This window comes from Mesorhizobium sp. M7A.F.Ca.US.005.03.1.1 (assembly GCF_003997975.1).
GTDB classification, from domain to species: Bacteria; Pseudomonadota; Alphaproteobacteria; order Rhizobiales; family Rhizobiaceae; genus Mesorhizobium; species Mesorhizobium ciceri.
The window spans coordinates 1-20,378 of sequence record NZ_RZRO01000071.1 but is presented as its reverse complement, the minus strand read 5'-3'; the positions used below and the strand labels follow the sequence as shown (position 1 = coordinate 20,378).

Here is a 20,378-nt window from a genome sequence, read left to right as displayed (position 1 = left end):
GTCAAACGAACCAGGATGGGATTTTCGTAGCGGGGCTGCTCTACTCACTCTTGTCCTGAGGGCAGAATTCAACCATATCGCCGAGCAACTGGATGCCGATTGGATACCCGATCCGGAAAGCTTCAGCTCATATGTGACGCGAGGATGAGAATCGTGGCAGCTCCAGACCGACGGGCTGCCACCCACAGCGGCGATGACCGACGAGGGTCTTCTATTGCCAAGGCAATCGTCCGTTCGGGGACCTATGTGTTCCAATGCTCGTCGAGCGGATCGGTGGGCCGCACCGCCGTAGCGTTACGGCGAGCGGAAGCGGCGTTGGGTGCGGCTTTTCCCCTGAACGCTTCACACCAGGCTGATAGGGGATCTTGCAATCGCACACACGCGGTCTGCAGGCGTGCCTATCAAGCAGTTTGCTCAGACCAACGTCGCGGCGAGCCGATCCTCAATACGCAGCGCAAGTCCTAGACTCCACGATCGTCCTTCGGTGCAGATTTGCTCGCGCCTCGCCCTGATTACAGCTGATAAGGCGAGCTAACAATTGCAAGAGCCACAAGCTATTCCAGCTCGATCGGTTTGGTGTTCCAGTCGGGCGGGGTCTGACCGAGAATGTTGCGAACGAAGAAGTCTAGGAGTTTGCGCTCGGTGTAGGTGCCTAGAGTATGGTGATTGGCACCAGGAACGTAGACCATGTCAAAATCTTTTCCTGCCTTGATGAGTCGATCGGCAAGCTGGAACGAGCAAAACGGATCGACATTATCATCCATTTCGCCGACCGCGATCATCAGCTTGCCCTGCAGCCTGTGAGCATTGTCAACGGCGGAGGATTGCGAATATTCAATGCCGACCGGCCACCCCATCCAAAGTTCGTTCCACCAGGTCTTGTCTATCCTGTTGTCGAAGCAGCCGTTTTTGGCGACGGCGACCTTGTAGAAATCGGGGTGAAAGAGCAGCGCGCTGACTGCACTCTGGCCGCCGGCGGATGCGCCAAAAATGCCGACGTTGGATATGTCGTACCATGGATATTGCGCGGCCGCCGCCTTGTGCCACAGAATGCGATCGGGAAATCCTGCGTCCTTCAGATTCTTCCAAGCAACATCATGGAAGGCGCGGGAGCGGTTGTTGGTGCCCATGCCGTCGATCTGAGCAACGACGAAGCCCAGCTGCGTGAGCGGCTCTGTCCACCGCGAGAAGGATTTTGGGACGAAGGAGCCGTGGGGTCCAGCATAGATATTCTCCACAACCGGGTATTTCTTCGTCGGGTCGAAGTTGGCTGGCAGGTGGAGCACGCCCCAGATGTCAGTTTTGCCGTCGCGCCCCTTGGAATGGAAACTGAGCGGCGGCTGCCAGCCTGCGGCGACGAGCTCAGAAATGTCGGCCGTCTCGATCTGCTGGAGCTTGGCATTGTCGCTGGCGCGGTAGAGTGCCATGCGCGGGGGCAGATCGATGCGTGACCAGAGATCGACATAATAGCGCCTGTCAGGCGAGAACTCGATATGGTGGTTGGCCGGTTCGGGCGTCAGTGCAGTCAGTCCCTTGCCGTCAAAGCCGATGCGGTAAGCATGGACCCAATAGGGGTCCTCCTGCGAGTTCATCCCGCTCGCCTCGAACCAGATCTGACGCTTGACCGGATCGACATGGTTGACCCTCCGGACGACCCACTCACCTCGCGTGATCTGGTTTTCGAGCGCGCCTGTCCGGCCGTTGAAAAGATACAAATGCTCATACCCGTCGCGCTCTGATGCCCAGATGATCTCCTTCCCGTCATCGACATCGTAACGGAAGATTTTTCCGGCATCCTCCTGGCCATGCCCCAGCGGCAAATAATCAACGAATGTCTCGCTGGTCTCATCGATCAGGGAGCGCCCGCGGCCCGAGGCGGCGTCTACCTCGACCAGGCGATAAAGCTGATGCCCGCGCTGGTTATATTCGAAAGTGAAGCCGCGGCTGTCCGCCCACCACCGGAGAGGGGAAAGTTCGAAGACGTTCGAGAAGAGGGCACCGTCAATCACGATCTGGCGCCGGCCGGCAATGTCGAACAGGACTGGCTGGGGCAGCGGAAGGACATCGCCCGGCCTGGGATAGAATTTTGTTGAATATTCCCGCTCCAACTGGTCCGTCGAAGAATTGAGGTAGCGGACCTCTCGCCTATAGCCGGGGCGAACAAGGTAAGCGGCGAGGTGGCGCGAGTCCGGCGACCAGCTCAGCGTCGAAAAGACGTAGCAATTGCCTTCGGCTCCGTCCCGGCTCAGAGGAACATCCTGCAATCCGTCCTCGCTGCGCAGGAAAACGTTGCAGTTCTTGATATAGGCGATCCATTTGCCGTCGGGCGACGCGTTGCTCTTGTCGGGGTTGTTCTCCGCTGGCGGCGTGTAGCGGTGGCTGAGCTCCCTACGGTCCCCTTTCCTTGCATCGAATGTGGTGCTGGTACAGTCATAGCTTGCAAGGTCGCAGCTCCACCGGGTGTCTTCAATCTGGAAGTCGAGCCTGCGACCATCCTCACTCAGTTCGAAACGGTCGAACGGAAGATTGCCGGCTTGATAGCTCTCATGGCTCACCTTGTTTAGCGCTGCCGCCAGACGCGCCTGATCGAAAGCGGGCCGCTTGAAACCCGTGGCAGCATCGACCTGCATGAACTGCTGCTCGCCGTGGCTAGTCCGGCGGTAGACGAAGGCTTCACCCCCGGTCAGCCAGAAAGGCATTTTGGGGACATTGACAGTGAGCCCGCCATATCGATCGTTGATCGTAAGTGCGCGCTTGAAATCGGCCGGCGCTAGCGTCGGGTGTAAACTTTTCGAACCCTTGGCCAGCGTCTGAGTTGCCGATCGCCATGCGGCGCGCGTCAAAGCGCCGATCCTGGACATACCTGTTCACTTCTTTCGGTTTTCGGAATGCTAATTTTGAAGTTGGGTTCTCGTCGCCGGTCTGCAGCAGCGCCGAAGCGTCGCCTTGGAGGAGAGCCAGCACGCGGGTGCAGCCAGGCACGCGCAACAGGGGCGCTCCTTGGACATCCAGGCACTGGTTCGGGTGCCGATTGAAGAGTTGGCGTCCGCCGCCGAAACAACCAGGAAAGAGCGTCCATGCAGCCCTGACGCGACTATTTCCCCGCGAGTATGGCCGCTTGCTTTTCTGCATCATCTGAAAGGTCCTGCTCTAGTCGGGCCGGATGTCACCCCGGCAGAAATCATTGTGCTATTTCGACAATCTCCGAGCGATTGCCGCCGGCCCATGACGAGGTTTACCGATAGGGCGCAATATGCGTGCCAAAGGAAAAGCGGTTTAAATACACGGCAATCCGCCTATGTCGCATCCCCAACATCGTCGCACACCGGACAATGCCGGACGAAATTGTCCCGGGGCGTCAAATTGGTTTGATGGTGACCCAAGGAGTTCTGGCTTTATCTGAGGCGTTCGGCCTTTTTCGAAAGCCGGACTCTTCGCGCGTTTCCGACGGCCCGAAGCGCCTGATCAAAGCTGACGGCATTCCCGGGTCTTGGCCTTGCCACAGCAGCACCTGCTGCATCAATTCCGACGGACGCTGTAGAACACCTGCAACACACGGCCCGCAGCAATTTCTCCGGCGCAACGCTGGGGCGACCGCCTTTGGCACTGCAGGCGTACATGCCGGAAAGGATGCCGTCTAGCCGCACCAGCGCTCCATTGATCATCAGCCGGTGCGGGCACCAGGATGACCGGCTGGAACGAAATCTTCCAACCGCTTCATCGTGAACAGCTGCTCCATGAACACATCGCTCCCGTCAATCGAGCCGTCTCGCCAGGGGGATCAATAGTCTGTCTTTGGCGTAGGTATTTCAGCAGCCTGCTGTTAGCGTGCGGACGACGCCGACATCAACCGGCGGACAAATGCGACGAGGGCAACAAGCGCGCCTGACGCAACGCCGCCAGATCAGCCGAGCCCGTGCAGAAGCAGGCGACGGCCAACTGGCGGATGACGATCTCGAAATGCGCGACAACGGCCCCGGTGGACACTGTCGCCGCGCCCAGCACGCTGGCCGCCTGCCCGGCGATGTCCGCGCCCAGGCGGATGGCCTTGGCCACGTCGACGCCATCGCGGATCCCGCCCGACGCGATCAGCTTCACCGTTGGCAGCGCCCGACGCACCGCCTGCACGCTGGTCAGGGTGGAATCCCCCAATCGGCGAATGACATCGCCACTGCACGGTCGGCGGCATTGCGGGCGCGCTCGCCCTCCACTGCGGCCCAACTGGTGCCGCCGGCGCCGGCGACATCGATTACCGCCACGCCCGCCTCGACGAGCGCACAGGCACCGAGGCGGACAGGCCCGCCCCCACTTCCTTGGCCACCATCGGCACGCCCACGATGCGCGCGGCGCCAGCGATCAGCGCCAGGACGCCGCGCCAGTTCGCGGTCGCCCTCCGGCTGTACCGCTTCCTGCAGCGGATTGAGATGGACGATGAGCCCATCGGCCTCCAGCGCGTCCACCGCGCGACGCGCCAGGTCCAGGCCGTCGGCCTCCCGCAGTTGCGCGGCGCCGATATTGGCCAGCAAGGGAATGTCTGGCGCCAGGCGGCGCAGCGCGCGCGTTAGCCCCTGGGAGTTGCGGGATTGCAGGCTCACACGCTGCGAACCGCACATGGCGATCCCCAAGGCTTGCGCTGCCTCGCTCAAATGCCGGTTGATGGCCTCGGCCCGTGGCATGCCGCCGGCCATAGAGCTGATCAGCAGCGGCGCGCGCATAGCCTTGCCCAGCAGCGAGGCGCGCAGGTCGATCTGCGTCAGGTCCAACTCGGGCAGTGCGCAGTGTTCGAGATGGATGTACTCCCAGCCAGCGGCCACCGTGGCCGGCGCCGTTCGCCGATCCAGCACGATGTCCAGATGTTCGTCCTTCCCCGGCTCAGGGCGGTGTCGCTCATGCTCGCTCCATCCGTAGCAGCGGGCGACGGCGTTGCGTCGGATCGAACCGACGGCAGCGCGCCCAAGCCGCCGCCTCCGGCGCGTCCAGGCCGACGCACGCTGGCCTCCCCCTGCAGCGTCGCTGCGATAGCGGCTGGTCGAAGTCTGGTAGTACTGCGCGCGGATCGCCGCCATCGCCTCGATCAACGGTCCCCACGGCGCGGGAAAGCATTCTTCCGCCATCACCCGGTGCAGCATGCGCGTATGGCCGGCCAACTCGTCGTTGAGGAACTCAACCACAGGCATAGCCGGATAGCGCTGCAGAAGCAGGATCGCCGCGTTATCGCCGGCCGACCTGTCCTTGTCGCGTCCATGCAGATCGTTCTGCAGGCGCCCTATCACTGAGATGAGCCGCAGGACCTGGCGAAACGCTGGACGCGCGCGCAAGGTCGCCATGTCCAGCCCCCACAGCAGCGACAGGCAACAGAACACGGTCCCGTAAGCGATCGAATCGATGCCGTTGTGCAGGTACTCGGCGTAAGACCAGCGTCGCGCCCCTGCCGCCTGCGCGTGTCCGGCGCGCAGCGCCGCGCAGTAGCACCGGGTATAGTCGAGAAGCCGAGCATAGTCGTGACGATCGTAAGCGAGCGCAGCCAGCGAAGCGCGCAGCTGAGCGCAGCCCTCGAATCCGGAGAGCACGCACGGTACGCCGTGCCCCAGCGCCTGCTCCAGGGCGGCGAGCTGCTCCGGCGCGATCAGGCCAACGTCGTTGCAATCGTCTAGCCAGAACAGCAGCGCCAGTTCGCGATAGAACGCCACGATCAGCGTTTCGTCCTGCGGATCGCGGCCGGTGCGGGCGCTGGTGTCGCGCAGGCTCGGGTGAATGCGTTGCAGGATATACTGGCCGCCCCTTACCGCTTCCTCAGCATGCTCATCCGCGAAACCGGTCAGGGCACGCCCCCACTCAAGCACCTGCTGCAGCGCGCGTTCGGTCTGGATCATGGCGCCGCCCCTGCTCCCTCGGCTACGACGCGCCGCCCACAACGAAGCGCCAGCCACAACCCGGCGAGACCGCATCTCCGCGCCATAACGGCGATCGCGAAGTTATCGATCCGATTGCCAGTTGCTGATGCAAGCTCTTGTGAACGGCCGTTAGGACCGGCCCGCAGCCTCGCCGGCAGTATCGAGCAATCCGCTTGCGCCGGCTCGCCATAGCAGGCGAGGACGGCAAGGTCGCCGGCGGCAAACGCACGCGAGCACATTGCAAGCGACATCCGCGAACGCGGCGCCGACTGGTCAGCCTCCGCCTCGGTGCCCGCATATGTCCGCGAGTCGAGCAGCGCCTTCGCCACGAAATGAGCAGAACGCCTTACGAGCATCGACCGCCGGCTGCTGCGCATGCGCGATGATGAGGCATGGTCTCGCAGCGGACCCGTTCCGACAGATGCTGCACCAGGGACGAGGCGACCTTATCCAACAAGGCACCACTTGCGCTGTTTGTGGAGACGAGCGTCGGCTGCATCCATGCGGCTGCTTGAGTGGTGAAGACTCTGAACGACGGTTCCTACGGCGCTGCCGGCGCAATCGGCTGCTTGGGGGACGCGTGACGCAGTCAAAGCTCCCCTTGCCAAGCACGGAGCAGGCGAGTGAGAGAGCAGATGAATAGGCGTGTCGCCAATATTTTTGCATTGCTCTAATCGATTATAGTTGTGAGGAGCAATTTGAGACCATTTACTTGCGGCTCAAGTCACCCATAAAAGAAGGCAAGCACCGATTCGGTAGCTTATCCCCTGTCTTTCGCGTACTCGCGGCCGTGGCGCCGGGTGAACGATTGAAGACCGCCGGTCTCACTCGCAGGTGGGCGCCAGGGCGTGGGGCGGTTGGCAAGCCACAGGAGTAGGACAATGTCGAAGGATTCGGGTAAGGGCGATAATCACGGCGGCGGACCGGGCAAGATCGAGATCACGGTGGTGGTGAACGGCCAGCCCACGCAGGTCGAAGCCAATCCCAACCAGCCGCTTCACGTCATTCGTACCAAAGCCCTTGAGAACACGCAGAATGTCGCCCAACCAGCCGAGAATTGGGAATTCAAGGATGAGGCCGGCAACTTGCTCGATGTCGACAAGAAGCTTGGCGACTTCGGTTTCCCGAATACTGTGACCCTGTTCCTCAGCCTGAAGGCGGGCGTCGCAGGTGCCTAAACACCAAAGTGTGGATCCGGAGGTCTCCCGAGCGAAGTTTGATCGGGAGATCGGCCGGTTCCGGCCATATGCTGATGTCTATCGGGCTCAGGGCTGCTTCTTGATCGAGGCGACCTTTCCGCGCGCTTTCTTCATTTTCGCCAGCCCCAAGTTAAAGCCACGGGTGGTCAGCGCAGCGAGCGAGGTCGACTTCACCGACTACGACTTAAGACCACCGTCCGTGGTCTTCGTCGATCCGTTTACGCGTCATCCGATTGCCCGGAAAGATCTATACCTGAAAATGCTTAGACGTCCGCCGCTGCCCGGAACGCCGCCGGAGATGATAGGAGCTCTCATCCAGCAGAACGCCGTGCCGCTGACGGACTTCATCCAGGCCAACAGTCCCGAGGACGAACCATTCCTGTGCATGGCGGGCGTCCGGGAATACCACGACAATCCAGCCCATTCAGGTGATCCATGGCTGCTTCATCGGGGTTCTGGCGAAGGCTGTTTGGCCTTCATCCTGGACAAGATCATCAAGTACGGAATCGTTCCTATAGAGCAGTTGCAGATTCAACTCCAACCGACAATCGTAGGAATGGTGGTATCCCCTCAGGCGATACAAGAATGACTGGTTTGAGAGATGTAACGATCGTGACTCTCCCGCGCGGCTGCATCTCGACCACGCATGGGCATCTGCGCTCAGTTGGTCGCGAGGGCAATGAGGGGATGGCGCTCTGGGTCGGCGTTCAGCAAGAGCGGCACTTTGCCGTAACAGAGACGGTTATCCCGGCGCAGCGTCACATTCGGACAAACGATGGCGTTTGCGTGATCGTTGCGGCCGAAGAACTGCACCGGCTCAATGTCTGGCTCTACAAAAGCGGCCTGAAACTCTTGGCCCAGATTCACAGCCATCCGGGCCGCGCCTACCATTCGACGACGGACGACGCTTATGCGGTTGCTACCACGGTTGGGTGTCTGTCGCTGGTAGTGCCGAATTTCGCCCGCGAGCCTTTCGATTTTGCTCGGGTCGCCGCCTATCGGCTTGACGAAAAGGCCAAATGGAATGCGCTCCCTCCCGCGGCACTGTCGCGAATGATCATGATATCGAGTTGAACAATGGCATTCGCTAACTTCATCGATCGCGCCGCCACGGCGGCATCTCAGGTCCTGGCCGATTTTCATCTGGGAGACTTCAAAGCAGCTCTTGAAAAGCAGGTCGTGGCAGTCGCCTTCGACCATCAGGCCGCTTCCTGCGCCGAAGGCCAGGCGACACTAGATCTTGCGGTGAGATTGCTCGCTAGGCTCTACCCGGTTCTGGCGATACTCCCGCTGGACAGCGCGGCGAGCTCTCAAGCCCAAGCGCTGGAGCGCTTGGCAAAGTCGATCAATCCAAAAGTCGGCATCCGGCGTTCCGGCAAGTCTGCCACCGTCTGCGTCGTTGCAGGGGTAACGCGCCCATCACTCCGGTGCCCGATCTTTTTCGTGGGATCGGACGGTTGGGCGGCAAAGCTGTCGCGTACGGACCCGGTGGGCTCTGGCCCAAGTCTGCTGCCTTATGGAGCTGGCGCCGCCAGTTGCTTCGGCGCCGCCAACGTCTTTCGAACTATCTTCGCTGCCCAGTTGACCGGCGCCGAGTTGGACGAAACCATCGACCTCTCGCTATGCAGCTACGACAAGACCAAAGCCGGAGAGCCTGGCCCGATCGACTTCCCAGTCGACCTTGGCGAAACCCACCTCGTTGGGCTCGGTGCGATAGGCCATGGCTCGCTTTGGGCGCTAGCGAGACAACCCGATCTCAAAGGTCGTCTGCATGTAATCGATCACGAAGCGATCGAACTCTCAAACCTGCAGCGCTACGCATTGGCTGGCCAGGCGGAGATTGGTATGTCCAAAGCGGTTCTTGCAGCCACCGCCCTTAGATCGACTGCCCTTGAGGTCGAGGCGCACCCTCTGACGTGGGCAGAATATGTTGCGCGCCGGGGCAATTGGGTCTTCGACCAAGTGGGTGTGGCGCTTGACACCGCCGCCGACCGTCTGGCTGTCCAAGGTGCACTGCCGCGATGGATCGCAAACGCTTGGACGCAGGAGCACGATCTCGGTATCTCCCGGCATGGTTTCGATGACGGCCAGGCTTGCCTTTGTTGCATGTACCTGCCATCCGGAAAATCCAAGGACGAGCACCAGCTGATTGCCGAGGAACTCGGAATACCGGAAGCACACGAGCAGGTGAAAACGCTCCTGCAGACCAATGCCGGAGTTCCCAACGACTTTGTAGTTCGCGTGGCTACAGCGATGGCTGTGCCGTTTGAACCGCTAGCCCCGTTTGTCGGCCAGCCCCTGCGCTCCTTTTATCAGCAGGCTATCTGCGGCGGTCTGGTGTTCCAGCTTAGCGAAGGAAGTCGCCGCGTTCGAACTGTGGTTCCGATGGCCTTTCAGTCGGTGCTTGCCGGGATTATGCTTGCCGCGGATTTGGTCAAACATAGTGCGGGGTTTCCCATGAGCCCGACGACGAGCACTCGGGTGAATCTTCTGCGCCCCCTTGGCTCTCACTTGCACGATCCGAAGGCCAAGGACTCCAGCGGCCGCTGCATCTGTAGCGACGACGATTTCATTGCCGCTTACAGGCGCAAATACGGCGAGCGCGTTGATCAGGTAAGCGATGTCTCGGCCGCCTAAACAGACGCGCACCTCTCCGTAGACGCAGGGGGCGCGGCTTGTGGGCGTGACCATGGGCGCCATTATCACACGCTTGGCCCGCTCCTTTGCCGGCCTATCGTCCTCCGCGCATGATCCCTGTTGCCGACGTGATGATCCAGCACCAGCCGCCATGGCACCAGAGGCTGGTCAAACCTCCGTTGTTGGCCGATTTGGACAGTGCTGCATCAGGTCTCGACCGACGTCTCGACAGTCAGGGCTGCTTCGACGGGTGTGAAGATGTCAACATCGACCCCAGGCGCCCGCATCGTCACAATCAGGGCGTACCGAGCCAGAGCGTCGACGCGTTCCAGGTAAGGCTTCTCCTTCCACCAGCCCCCGACCGGGAACACGCCGATCGCATCACGCTCGGCGAGATCGGCGGCGCTGCCCGACCAGAAATCGGCGTGCAACGAGCCGCGATCGCGGAAGGTGCCGAGCAGCCACTCTTCTCCGCCTCCAGCAGGCGCCCCTTCCTCCTCGTCCCGAGCGGCCTGATTGATGCGGGCTCGGAATTCGTCGACTGTCTCGGTCGCTGACTTTACTCTGAACCGAAGACCATGGGACGCGTAACGATGCCGGCGGGTCCATCCGCGTTCACCGGGGTTGGGTTCGATGAAATAGGACAGCGTGACGCGGAGCTCGACCTGGGCAGCGCCGAGCGCCGCGAGCTGCTCCTTCGGCCAAGGCAGGCGATGCAGCTTCATGTCACGCGTTTTGGCAGCCGCGCCGCCCTCGCGCTGGAAAGGCTGAAGCTCATCTTCAACGATAAGCGTGAGGTCGTTCACCGTTGACAGAAGCGCGCGCCCAAGATCTGGCACGCCGTAACCATAGCGCCGCACGAGCGCCTGGATCTCGCCCTTCGCTCCGTTGCACGCATCGATGCGTGCGCGCATCGCCGGAGTCCATTCGGCCGAGTGGACGATCAGGGCGCGAACCGTTTCAGGCCACAGCTCGGGGCGCGCTGATAGAATTAGTCCCGCCATCCGTGCGGCATGGGCCGTTGCCGCGCTCGTATCTCCGAGGGTGGTGAAGTGGCGCAGTTCGGGTCGATAGAAAGTGGTCAATATCTGCAGATCGTCGATCGGCTCGCCAGGCAACACACCGTCATGGGCGAGATTGCCGCCTTCGAAGACGACCTCGGGCTTCACCGGCCACTGCCTGTCCCAAACGACCGAAGTGCGACTGCGCGGCGAGAGCTCGCCGACCGGCGCGATCGGAGCGTAGCCCGCAAAGTCGGTGTCAATGATATCGACCTTTTCTGTGAAAGCGCCGACCGTCAGCGCATTCCAGGCCTGAGAAGGATCATCGACTGCTTCCAGATCGTTGCGCGTCAAATGCTCGGCCGGCATGAGGTCATCGCCGATGTTGCCGGCAGAGAGAACGATCAAGCGTCGCTGCTCCTCTTCGAAACAGAGTTGGTCGATAGCGGCAGACCACGATGTGGGCCTTCCACGCGCCGGACTGGCGCTTGTCACAGCCATTGCGATCGCGCGGCGGCGCTCCGGCGCCTGCACCTCGGCGCGGGCGATCGCTTCCGCGGTGATCGAGCCATAGAGTTCTGGATCGTTTGCCTCGTCTTCTGGCGGAAGGATACGGACACTCTCCAGCCGAAAGGGCAATGGAACTGGATCGCCTCCGACCAGGAGCGGGACCAGATCACCGTACAGGCCGACACCTGCCATTCGCGTCCCGTGGCCGCTCCACGCAGGTGTGTCGTCGCTGCCCCATGCCGGTTTGACGGTGTGCCAGTCTTCAACGGCAAGTGCGGGTTCGATCAACGGGTGGGTGCGACGTACGCCGCTGTCGAGAATGCAGACCGCAATATCGGATTGAGGCGGTCTGACGCGCCCGAGAAGCTCGTCGCTCCAGTCCCTTTGCTCCGCGCCGCCAAGGCCCATGAAGAAGGACGGCGTATCCTTCGCGCGCCGCAGCTCGGCGACGACATCGCTGTGCGCAATCATGCGGTCGAGCATTGCCGTGCTGGCGAGTGCCAGCATGACCACCCGCTCCGGAAACCTGACCGCATGCGTGCGCAAAGTGATGTTCAGGGCTTCGGCAATGTGCTCGAAGTTCTCGCGGCGACCGTCGCGCAGCCAGACTTCCCACCACACCTGCTCGTCAGCGGCCTGGGGGAAGAGGTCGTCGTGGTCGGTAAACAACGATCGTGCAGTCGCCAGCCTGACTGTCTCCATGCGGGAGACGAGCGGCTCGTTGCGCGGTCTGCCGCGGTCAGTGTCAACGTCTCGATACGCCTCGACTTTCCGCAAATAATAGGCTTGCGCGCTTTGCGGCAGGAACACCGACGCTGTGATGGGAGCACCGGGTTGAGTTGGCTCATGGACGGCGACCAGCTCCATGTGCTGGCGACGATCGGCCAACTGGTCGAGGGCCGCCCGTCCGGACATGGGCAGATCGATCTCGAGGTAAAAGCCAGGCGTGCCGACCGACAGCTGGGGGTCACGCGCCGCAATCTGCTGGCGTGCACTTTCGACCGCTTGTTCGATGGATTGCGTCAAGGCCGCAGCATGCGACGCCCGATCACGCGCCGGCAGCGGCGGTGCATGTATAAGTTGGTTGGGCCGCCGATAGGCTTCCCGAATGCCGTTGTTGCGAAGGTGGATATGGGCGCGGTCGCGCGGAAAATCGTCTGCCATTATGATCTGTGCTGTCGCTACTCAGACAGCGAAGCCTGCCGGCGTTCCTTCAGAGCGTCGATGAGCGCTTCCGAGGTGATCCGCTTCCCCCCCCGCAATATGATGGTTTTTGCAGCGTCGTCGGCCGCGCGGGTGATCTCGGCCTGCGACAGTCTCTCTGCCTGAGAGATCGCCTCGTTCCAGGCAAGCCCTCTGGTGTCGAAGCGGTCGAGTCGAGCCCGAAGCAGCGCCTCGATAATCGGCCGATCGGGCACGGCGTATTCGATGACATCGTCGAAACGGCGGAACAAAGCTCTGTCGAGCAGCTCGGGATGATTTGTTGCCGCAATAATCAGGCTGTGGCTGTCGTCTTGCTCGAGAAACTGCAGAAACGAATTCAGCACGCGCCGAATCTCGCCAACATCCTGGCGTTCGCCTCGACGCGCGCCGATGGCATCGAATTCGTCAAAGAAGTAGACGCCCCGCGTCGCCTGCATTGCATCAAAAACAAGCCGCAGCTTTCCGGCAGTCTCTCCCATGAACTTGGTGATCAAACCATCGAGGACGATCATGAAAAGGGGCAGATGAAGCTCCCCGGCCAATGCCGATGCGGTCATCGTCTTGCCTGATCCTGGCGGGCCGACCAGAAGCAGTTTGCGACGGGGAACAAGCCCGTGCTCGCGCAAGCTTGCTTGTTGGCGCTGCTCTCCCAGCACGCGGTGCAGGCGCGAGCGCAGACTGTCCGGCAAAATCATGTCCGTCAGTCGCAGGTCCGGATAGCGCACATGCAGGAGGCCTGCGAGTTCGCCCTTTGGCTGAAAAAGGGGAACCGGCCGACTGCTCTTGGCAATCCGGGCGTCCCTGCTCTTGGCTGCGTCGACCAGATCCTTGAGCTCCTGAGCAAGCTTGCCATGGCCTTGACGTGCCTCATGCGCAGCAAGCTGCATCGCGATAGAGAGGAAACGATCCTCGTCGCCGGCAATGTGGCTTTTAAGCAGCGTCACGATATGGCGGGCCGTGGTCATGGCTCTCTTCTGGGGTATCCGTTTACTTGGCGAAGCGCATGCAACCTAAACGCTTTCAACGGCGATTTGTAACGCGCAATGGTGTTTTTTCTCTTGTCGATGTTCGCCCGTGGCAACTTCAGCGGTGAACTGTTGCGCCGCGGTCATAGGCCAGCCGGAATAACGCCGGCCAGCAGACAACAGTCCGCATCTTCGAGCGCTCGAAGTCTGGCCACTCACGCAGCGTGTCGGGTCCGAACGCTCCAAAGCCGCCCCGCCTGGCAGGTCCATGCGACCGATTGCGGGCGTGCGGCCATAAGGTCTACGCGGGCTCGCATGGCTGCCCGCGCCGCTGGCTAAAAAGCTGTACACCATCTCACGAAACACCAGGTCCGCTCCTTTGCCGGCCGACGGTCCATGAAATCCCCTCCCCACTCACGACACCGGAGACCTCCTTGCCCACATGGCGCTCAAGCACCGGCCGCCATGGCACCAGCGTGAACTCGCGCGACTTTTCAACGACGGCATATTTTCCGCTGGCAAGCTCGACGGAGCGGCGGAGCGTACCCTCTACTCGTCCTCCGAATCGCGCTTCGGCATAGGGCAGGCCAAGTTCCTCCGACAGTTGGCCAGCAACACGGTTCAGTTCTCGCTGGCGCAGGATCGAAAGCATGTTGGCTCGATAGACGATCCCATCCTGTTCTTTATGCGCGAGGCCTTGCGCGATCAGCCACTGCCGCCGGCGAGCTTGCGCCTCTCTCACGTCGCGGCCGAAGCCGGATCCGTGCAAAGGCTCGGGTCTATCGGCAACCAGCTCCCGGTCGAGCCAGGTGGCGCCGTTGAAGCTGACCTGTCGCTCCAGCGCCATTGAGGAGAGCTTGTCGGCAACGACAGGCTCGGCCCTGGCCCGCTGGCCCTCATAATTCGCGACGCGATCGAGATGGTCCGGCGCGATGAGCCAGGTGCCGTTCGGCTCTCGCTCAACGCCGCCGGTCGCGCGGCGGATCGCCTCCAGCCGCCGCACATGCGTTCGCGCAAAGCTCTCGGTGGCGGATGGGTCATGCTTCAGGTGCATATCGACGTCGTAACGGCCGCCATGCGCGGCGGCGATTTCGGCGATGGTACGATCGACCTGCCTCGGCTCGGTGTTCCTTGGCGCGACACGCACGATGCAGCCATTAGGCATCGTTTCCATCGCCTCGCCTCTACCGATGTTGATCCAATGGCTCTTACCGTCGACGGCGTCGACGATCATGTAATGGCGGTCATTGATCTCGTCGGCCAGTCCACGCGCGACAACGCGACCGACGAGAGACTGGACGGGCTCGCCGGATCGATCGTGGATCACCCAGTCGGCGGCCCTGCGGGCAAGCCCCTTGCCGGTCAGTTCGCGGTGCATGGTCTTGATGATGTCGCCGCGTTCGCCGGTGCGGCGCAGCGTGGCTTCGAGCTCATCGTCGAGGCGCCAGGAGCCAGCGCCGACCTCCGCGGCCAGACCCATCCGCTCGAGCTTGCGCAGCCGTCCCTGGTGCAGCGTCTGGCGAATGGCGTCGGGACCGCCCGGCGAGACCAGGCCGTCATCATCACGCATGCTGAGCAGCCGACGGTCGATGCTGGTGAAGCGTTCCTGCTCCATTTCCCGGCGCAGGCGAAGCTCAATCTCGCGGTCGGTTCGCGGACCGAGATCGAGGCTGACCAGCTCGGCCGCCCGCTCGCGGATGCCAGATGAGATATATTCGCGCGCGATGACCAGGTTCTCGCCACGGTCGTCCCTGCCACGGACGATGATGTGGCTGTGCGGGTGGCCGGTGTTGAAATGATCGACCGCGACCCAGTCGAGCTTCGTGCCGAGGTCTTCCTGCATCTGCGCCATGAGCCGCCGCGTCAGCGCCTTGAGGTCGTCGTACTCGATGCCGTCTTCGGCAGCGACGATGAAGCGGAACTGATGGCGGTCGCCGTCCGCGCGATCGATGAACGCCTTGCCGTCGACGCGGCCGCTGTCGGCGCCGTAGAGCTCGCCAGGTTCACCTTCGCGGGTGACCCCGTCGCGCTGAAGATAGCGTAGATGGGCACGCGCCCCGTCCGCGCCCTTGCCGGCGAGCTTGACGACCCGCGCCTTGACGATCACCCGGCGCTGGCGGAAGGCGGCATACCGGTCGCGCGATTTCAGCAGTGCGGCGGCCGCCCCGCCGCGCCCTGTCCGGCTTCCTGTGAAGCGACCACCGCGTTGCGGCCGGCCGCCAGCCCGGTTGATCGCCGCACGAACCTGGCCGGCATAGCGTTTGCCGGCCTTCGAGCCGCGCGACCCGATTTTGCCGAGCTTCGGCCTGAACTCGTCATCCTTAATGCGAGCCTCCCAGACATATCAAGCAAAATCAGACACTTACACGTCAAACCCTCTTGGCACCGGCGGCAGCCTCCCGGAAAAACGATGTGCAGACAAAGATTTAACCGCCTCCTGGAGGCGGTACCTTTATCTTGCCTTCCGCGCCCAGCCCCGCCAGACGCGCCCCCGTCCGCCATGGCTAACGCACCGGCTCCTTCGGCTGCGCGCCGTCCTTGCCGAGCGGCACGAAGAGATCGCCGTTTCGCACGCCTGAGTGAACACCGTCATGAATGAAGAACAGCGACCGTCCGAGAGGAGCGATTTGCGCCTTTGGAGCGACAGATTGGCTTTCGAACGCCTCGATGTCGGCCGCCGAAACTCCGGCCGCCTTGAGTTGGTCGAGGTACTCGACGGTCTCTTCTGGCAGCGGTTTGCCACGCTTCAAATGCTCGTCGTAGCGCTCGGGACCGGCATTGTAGGCGCCAAACAGGCCAGGAAATCCGAAGCGGTCATACATGGCACTGAGATAGGCCGTGCCGGCCAGGATATTGTCGCGCGGATCGTGGGGGTTAGGCCCAAGGCCGTGTTCGACCCGCATCTCTTCATAGGTGCCGGGCATCACCTGCATGAGGCCCATGGCGCCAGCGGGGGAGGTGATGGGGCGGCCGCCGCGCATTGTCTTGCCGCCGCTTTCGGCAGCCATGACGGCATAGATCCAGGCTTGGGGAATATGGAAGCGCCGGCTTGCTTCCGATACCAACGTCTGCCACTTTCGCAGCTGCGGACTTTGGGAGATGGCGACCGGCTCAGCGCCGGTCGAGGCGGAACAGGCGCATGGCGCAATGGCGATCATGCCCAACAAGAGGAGGGTCACTCGGTCCATAGTGGTACGAGCCTCCCGATGACATTTTGAGTGGGAACAGGCCCGAAATAGCGGCTGTCGAAGGAGCGGTTTTTGTCGCTGCCGAGCAGGAAAACCTCGTTATCCCCGAGCGCTCGGCAGCCGTTCCACCATGGCAAAGGTCGGCCTTCGGCGTCGATTTTGAGCCGGCGCGCGACGATGTCGCCGCCGATGATGATGGCGTCATTGAAGGCGCAGACATTATCGTCCGGCAGCGCTGCAAGACGTTTTGCCAGCGGCACATTGCGAGGCAGATAGCTGCGCTCGGCGGCGAGATACGCCGCGTATTCAGGCGGGCGCACGAGCACGAGATCGCCACGCGCCAGCGCTCCCGCAGCGATGCGGTAAAGGCCGATCGGCGCGCTGGCCGAGGCGTTCCAGACCAGCCAAGGGGCGGGCTTTCCCAGCGCCGTGAAGCCCAAAAGACCGAGACCGGCCGCGGCCAAGGCGACCGTCTTACGGGCTCGAACACGCCTCAGGCGGCTGCCGATCAGATGGATGGAAGGGCGCCGCCTCATGAACGGCCTCCCGTGCCGCCCTGGCCGGAACCGGCCTTGCCATCGCCGGCGATGGAGTGCTGCGGGTGTCCTTTCGACCAATGGTCGAGTTCGTCGATGTGATAGCGGACATAGCGGCCGTGCTTGCGGAATTTCGGGCCGCCGCCCTTGAGCCGCATCTTTTCGAGCGTGCGCTGGGAGAGCCCGATATAGAAGGCGGCTTGGGCTGTGCTGAGAAACGGGCTGCCCTTTTTCGCGCGGGCCGCGCGTTCGTTTTCGTCGTCCATGATGATCCTCGTTTCGCTTCGGACAAGCGAGGGCGAGGATGGGCGAGGGAGATCGTCTCGGGGACGGGCGAAGAGTCGGGGGAGAGTTTTCGCCGCCCTTTAGGGCGGACGGGGTTTGGGTGGAACTCCTGGGAATGAGCCCCGCGCCGGGGCTGCGGCGCGAGGCTCTTATCTCGGCCGGTCAGTCGGCCGGGTTCCAGATGATGGCGTAGGTGTCGTGATCGTCCTGGCCGGCGGCTCGGCCGAGATTGGCGTAGAGCTTGCGCGGTCCGAACTCCGGCGCTGCAATCGACAGGCTCACATAATCCTTGCCGGAAGTCTCGCCGGTGCGGATCCAGCCAGCGCCGACTTCGACCCCTTGCGTAAGCACCCGGAAGTCGGGATGGTTATCGGCGCTCTTGGCCTGGTTGGGGACGATATCGATGTCGGCGCGGACGCTGAGCGTCTTGAACTGGCCCTTGTAGGCGCCGTTTTCCTGCTTGTTGACGTAACCGATCGCGGTCATTTCGAAGTCTCCTTTTGTGGTTTCGCCGGGGACCATCCCCTGCGATGGCGCACCGTAATGGGCGCGTCAGGACCGCCTGAATCCGACAGGGCCGCAGCGACAGTGAAGGACCCGAGCGGGCAGCTTTTTTGTGAGCGAAGCGGCGCGAGGAAGCCGCCGCAGGCGGCGGGGAAAAAAGCTGATGGCGCGAGGGTTTCGGGCGGCCGGACCCGCCCATAGGTCGACAAGCCAGCCGCAGGGATGGTCCTTGGAGAGAGCATGGAGACCGCTCGCCAAGTGCGGTCTGTCAGCCAAGCAGGACGCCGGGATGAAACGGCCTGCAAAGATGCTGCGCCCTTATGCCGGATCGAGATCGTGCCAGCGGGTCGGGCGCCAGAGCAGACATCCGGCATGGTGCGATCTATGAAAGCAGGGCTCGCCAGCGGGAATTTGATACGCGAGGGGGCCAAAGTAAGGCTGGATGAGAAGCCGGTGCTACCTGCAGGTCCAGTGTCATGTGGCGGCGCTCGGGAAACCGCTACGCAATGTAACGCGCTCTTATGAGGCGAACAGACCGGCCCCAAAACCGATCGACCGGTGGTCGGCGCGAAACGCGTCATGCCTGTCCGAAAGCTGACAGTGGCAGAAGACGCATGTCGGGTTCCGCACAATTGACCATGCTGGATTTGTGAGGTTTTCAGGGAGAGCCATGCGTTCACTTCCCAGTGAGCTTTGGCACGGCATTTGCTCTTGATGTGGCAACACGGATCGAAGGTTGACTGCATGCACAAGCGCGAGATGAGCAATGCTCTCCTTTCCTGGAGGCTTGGCAGCAGATTCGATTTGACGTTGCGAGGAGCTTCAGCCGCTCGCGGCGGAAGTGATCTCAAATCTGAAGGCACCGTTGGGGCCGCAGCCATCAAACACATCTTTCTCTTTTTCGCAGCTCGTCTTCAACGCGATGCGGACTTCTTCGCGTCGACGGCGGCCGAAGGTGGAGAAGGGGCTCGACTTGCAAAAAGGAGTTGTCAATGACGTCTTACGTTCGCACCAACAGCCCGGCGCAGGTGCGCTCACTGTCCACCTTTGGCAAGCATCTGCAAAGGAGCGTGCTGACGGCGACGCTGCTTGCCGCGGCTTCGACGGGAAGTGAAGCGCAGCCCTATGTTCGTGCTGACGGCAGCACGACTGACGACTTGGAAGCGGCGCGAGCAAGTTGGCGTCATGACGCCGAATTCAATGGAAATGTGGGGCTCGCAGCCATCAACGCGGATGCCGCGTATGCGTTGGGTTCCACCGGGGAGGGGGCCAGAGCTCCTCGCCTGCCCTCGTCCGTCTTGACGAGTGCCCGCTTACAGCCTACCTCACTATCGCGTTAGCACTCGTCCATCGCGAGTGCTAACAAAAACCCCTCAACAGCGCACCAGGGAAAAATCCGAAAATGGCAAAGTCGAAGTTCCGCCCGCTGCATGACCGCGTGGTCGTTCGCCGGGTCGAATCCGAATCCAAGACCGCTGGCGGGATCATCATCCCCGACACGGCAAAGGAAAAGCCGCAGGAAGGCGAGATCATCGCTGTCGGCTTCGGCGCTCGTGACGAAGCTGGCAAGCTGGTCCCGCTGGACGTCAAGGCCGGCGACCGCATCCTGTTCAGCAAGTGGTCGGGCACGGAAGTCAAGCTCAATGGCGAAGACCTTCTGATCATGAAGGAATCCGACATCATGGGCATCATCGGCTCATATCAGGCCCTTTCGTCAACTGAATTCCCGGGCTCGATTGAAGCCCCTGCCAGGAGCTAAAAATGGCTGCCAAAGACGTAAAATTCTCCCGCGATGCCCGCGAGCGCATGCTGCGCGGTGTCAACATCCTCGCTGACGCGGTGAAGGTCACGCTCGGCCCCAAGGGCCGCAACGTGGTCATCGACAAGTCGTTCGGCGCCCCGCGCATCACCAAGGACGGCGTCACCGTCGCCAAGGAAATCGAGCTTGAGGACAAGTTCGAAAACATGGGCGCGCAGATGGTCCGCGAAGTTGCTTCGAAGACCAACGACATCGCTGGCGACGGCACCACGACCGCGACCGTTCTGGCGCAGTCGATCGTCCAGGAAGGCCACAAGGCCGTTGCCGCCGGCATGAACCCGATGGACCTGAAGCGCGGCATCGACCTCGCGGTAACCGACGTCGTTGCGACCCTGATCAAGAACGCCAAGAAGATCAAGACCTCCGAAGAGGTTGCCCAGGTCGGCACCATCGCCGGCAACGGCGATGCTTCGGTCGGCAAGATGATCGCCGAAGCGATGCAGAAGGTCGGCAACGAAGGCGTCATCACGGTTGAGGAAGCCAAGACCGCCGAGACCGAACTCGAAGTCGTCGAAGGCATGCAGTTCGACCGCGGCTACCTCTCGCCCTACTTCGTCACCAACGCCGACAAGATGGTTGCCGAACTCGAGGACGTCTACATCCTCCTGCACGAGAAGAAGCTGTCCAACCTCCAGGC

At 62.1% G+C, this 20,378-nt stretch carries 14 protein-coding genes and 4 pseudogenes; 7 read left to right on the top strand and 11 right to left on the bottom strand.

The features are described 5' to 3' along the window. Positions 1-554: 554 nt before the first annotated feature. The 4 genes and pseudogenes from EN990_RS24645 to EN990_RS24635 all read right to left on the bottom strand — a co-directional run. A complete protein-coding gene (locus tag EN990_RS24645) occupies positions 555-2,861 on the bottom strand; it encodes a S9 family peptidase (RefSeq protein ID WP_063169235.1) in 2,307 nt (768 codons plus the stop codon). Positions 2,862-3,528: 667 nt separating this feature from the next. Beyond that, a pseudogene (locus EN990_RS36280) lies at positions 3,529-3,760 on the bottom strand (IS5/IS1182 family transposase); the annotation flags it as partial. An 86-nt stretch (positions 3,761-3,846) separates the two neighbouring features. Continuing rightward, positions 3,847-4,891 (bottom strand): annotated as a pseudogene (gene fni, locus EN990_RS24640) (type 2 isopentenyl-diphosphate Delta-isomerase). 88 nt (positions 4,892-4,979) lie between these two features. Next, a pseudogene (locus tag EN990_RS24635) lies at positions 4,980-5,873 on the bottom strand (hypothetical protein); the annotation flags it as partial. 902 nt (positions 5,874-6,775) lie between these two features. Between EN990_RS24635 and EN990_RS24625 the strand changes: the two are divergent. The 4 genes from EN990_RS24625 to EN990_RS24610 are packed head-to-tail and all read left to right on the top strand — an operon-like array spanning position 6,776 to position 9,730. Continuing rightward, positions 6,776-7,072 carry a DUF2604 domain-containing protein gene (locus tag EN990_RS24625; RefSeq protein WP_024505654.1) on the top strand — a complete coding sequence of 99 codons (297 nt, stop codon included), beginning with the start codon at positions 6,776-6,778 and terminating at the stop codon, positions 7,070-7,072. Next, a complete protein-coding gene (locus EN990_RS24620) occupies positions 7,065-7,682 on the top strand; it encodes a putative metal-binding protein (protein WP_024505653.1) in 618 nt (205 codons plus the stop codon). Before EN990_RS24625 ends, EN990_RS24620 begins: the two co-directional genes overlap by 8 nt. Continuing rightward, positions 7,679-8,167 carry a Mov34/MPN/PAD-1 family protein gene (locus tag EN990_RS24615; RefSeq protein WP_024505652.1) on the top strand — a complete coding sequence of 163 codons (489 nt, stop codon included), beginning with the start codon at positions 7,679-7,681 and terminating at the stop codon, positions 8,165-8,167. The genes EN990_RS24620 and EN990_RS24615 overlap by 4 nt, the downstream gene beginning before the upstream one ends. Before the next feature lie 3 nt (positions 8,168-8,170). Next, positions 8,171-9,730: an E2 ligase fold family C protein gene (locus EN990_RS24610; protein WP_024505651.1), complete on the top strand. Its 1,560-nt coding sequence runs from the start codon at positions 8,171-8,173 to the stop codon at positions 9,728-9,730. 206 nt (positions 9,731-9,936) lie between these two features. Here the strand turns inward: EN990_RS24610 and EN990_RS24605 are convergent, their stop codons facing one another. The 7 genes from EN990_RS24605 to EN990_RS24575 form a co-directional block, all read right to left on the bottom strand. Further along, positions 9,937-12,405: a S8 family peptidase gene (locus tag EN990_RS24605; RefSeq protein ID WP_063169237.1), complete on the bottom strand. Its 2,469-nt coding sequence runs from the start codon at positions 12,403-12,405 to the stop codon at positions 9,937-9,939. 17 nt (positions 12,406-12,422) lie between these two features. Next, positions 12,423-13,409 carry an ATP-binding protein gene (locus tag EN990_RS24600; RefSeq protein ID WP_024505649.1) on the bottom strand — a complete coding sequence of 329 codons (987 nt, stop codon included), beginning with the start codon at positions 13,407-13,409 and terminating at the stop codon, positions 12,423-12,425. Positions 13,410-13,764: 355 nt separating this feature from the next. Next, positions 13,765-15,735, bottom strand: a complete 1,971-nt coding sequence (gene rlxS / locus EN990_RS24595; RefSeq protein WP_063169238.1) for a relaxase/mobilization nuclease RlxS — start codon at positions 15,733-15,735, stop codon at positions 13,765-13,767. Positions 15,736-15,913: 178 nt separating this feature from the next. Then, positions 15,914-16,597, bottom strand: coding sequence for a lytic transglycosylase domain-containing protein (locus EN990_RS24590; protein WP_024505647.1), 684 nt, complete (start codon positions 16,595-16,597; stop codon positions 15,914-15,916). Continuing rightward, positions 16,585-17,133, bottom strand: coding sequence for a S26 family signal peptidase (locus EN990_RS24585; RefSeq protein ID WP_024505646.1), 549 nt, complete (start codon positions 17,131-17,133; stop codon positions 16,585-16,587). Before EN990_RS24585 ends, EN990_RS24590 begins: the two co-directional genes overlap by 13 nt. Then, the gene (locus EN990_RS24580; protein ID WP_024505645.1) at positions 17,130-17,399 is read right to left on the bottom strand and encodes a helix-turn-helix domain-containing protein; all 270 of its coding nucleotides are present in this window, start codon (positions 17,397-17,399) and stop codon (positions 17,130-17,132) included. Before EN990_RS24580 ends, EN990_RS24585 begins: the two co-directional genes overlap by 4 nt. Before the next feature lie 181 nt (positions 17,400-17,580). Beyond that, a complete protein-coding gene (locus EN990_RS24575; protein ID WP_024505644.1) occupies positions 17,581-17,904 on the bottom strand; it encodes a DUF736 domain-containing protein in 324 nt (107 codons plus the stop codon). A 1,010-nt stretch (positions 17,905-18,914) separates the two neighbouring features. On the opposite strand from EN990_RS24575, the gene EN990_RS24570 reads away from it, so the two are divergent. From EN990_RS24570 to groEL, 3 genes and pseudogenes are all read left to right on the top strand, one after another. After that, positions 18,915-19,262, top strand: coding sequence for a hypothetical protein (locus EN990_RS24570; protein ID WP_063169239.1), 348 nt, complete (start codon positions 18,915-18,917; stop codon positions 19,260-19,262). 62 nt (positions 19,263-19,324) lie between these two features. Further along, positions 19,325-19,618: pseudogene (gene groES / locus EN990_RS24565) on the top strand (co-chaperone GroES); the annotation flags it as partial. Between the two features lie 65 nt (positions 19,619-19,683). Then, the coding region (gene groEL, locus EN990_RS24560; RefSeq protein ID WP_127388408.1) for a chaperonin GroEL at positions 19,684-20,378 on the top strand (695 nt) is incomplete at its 3' end.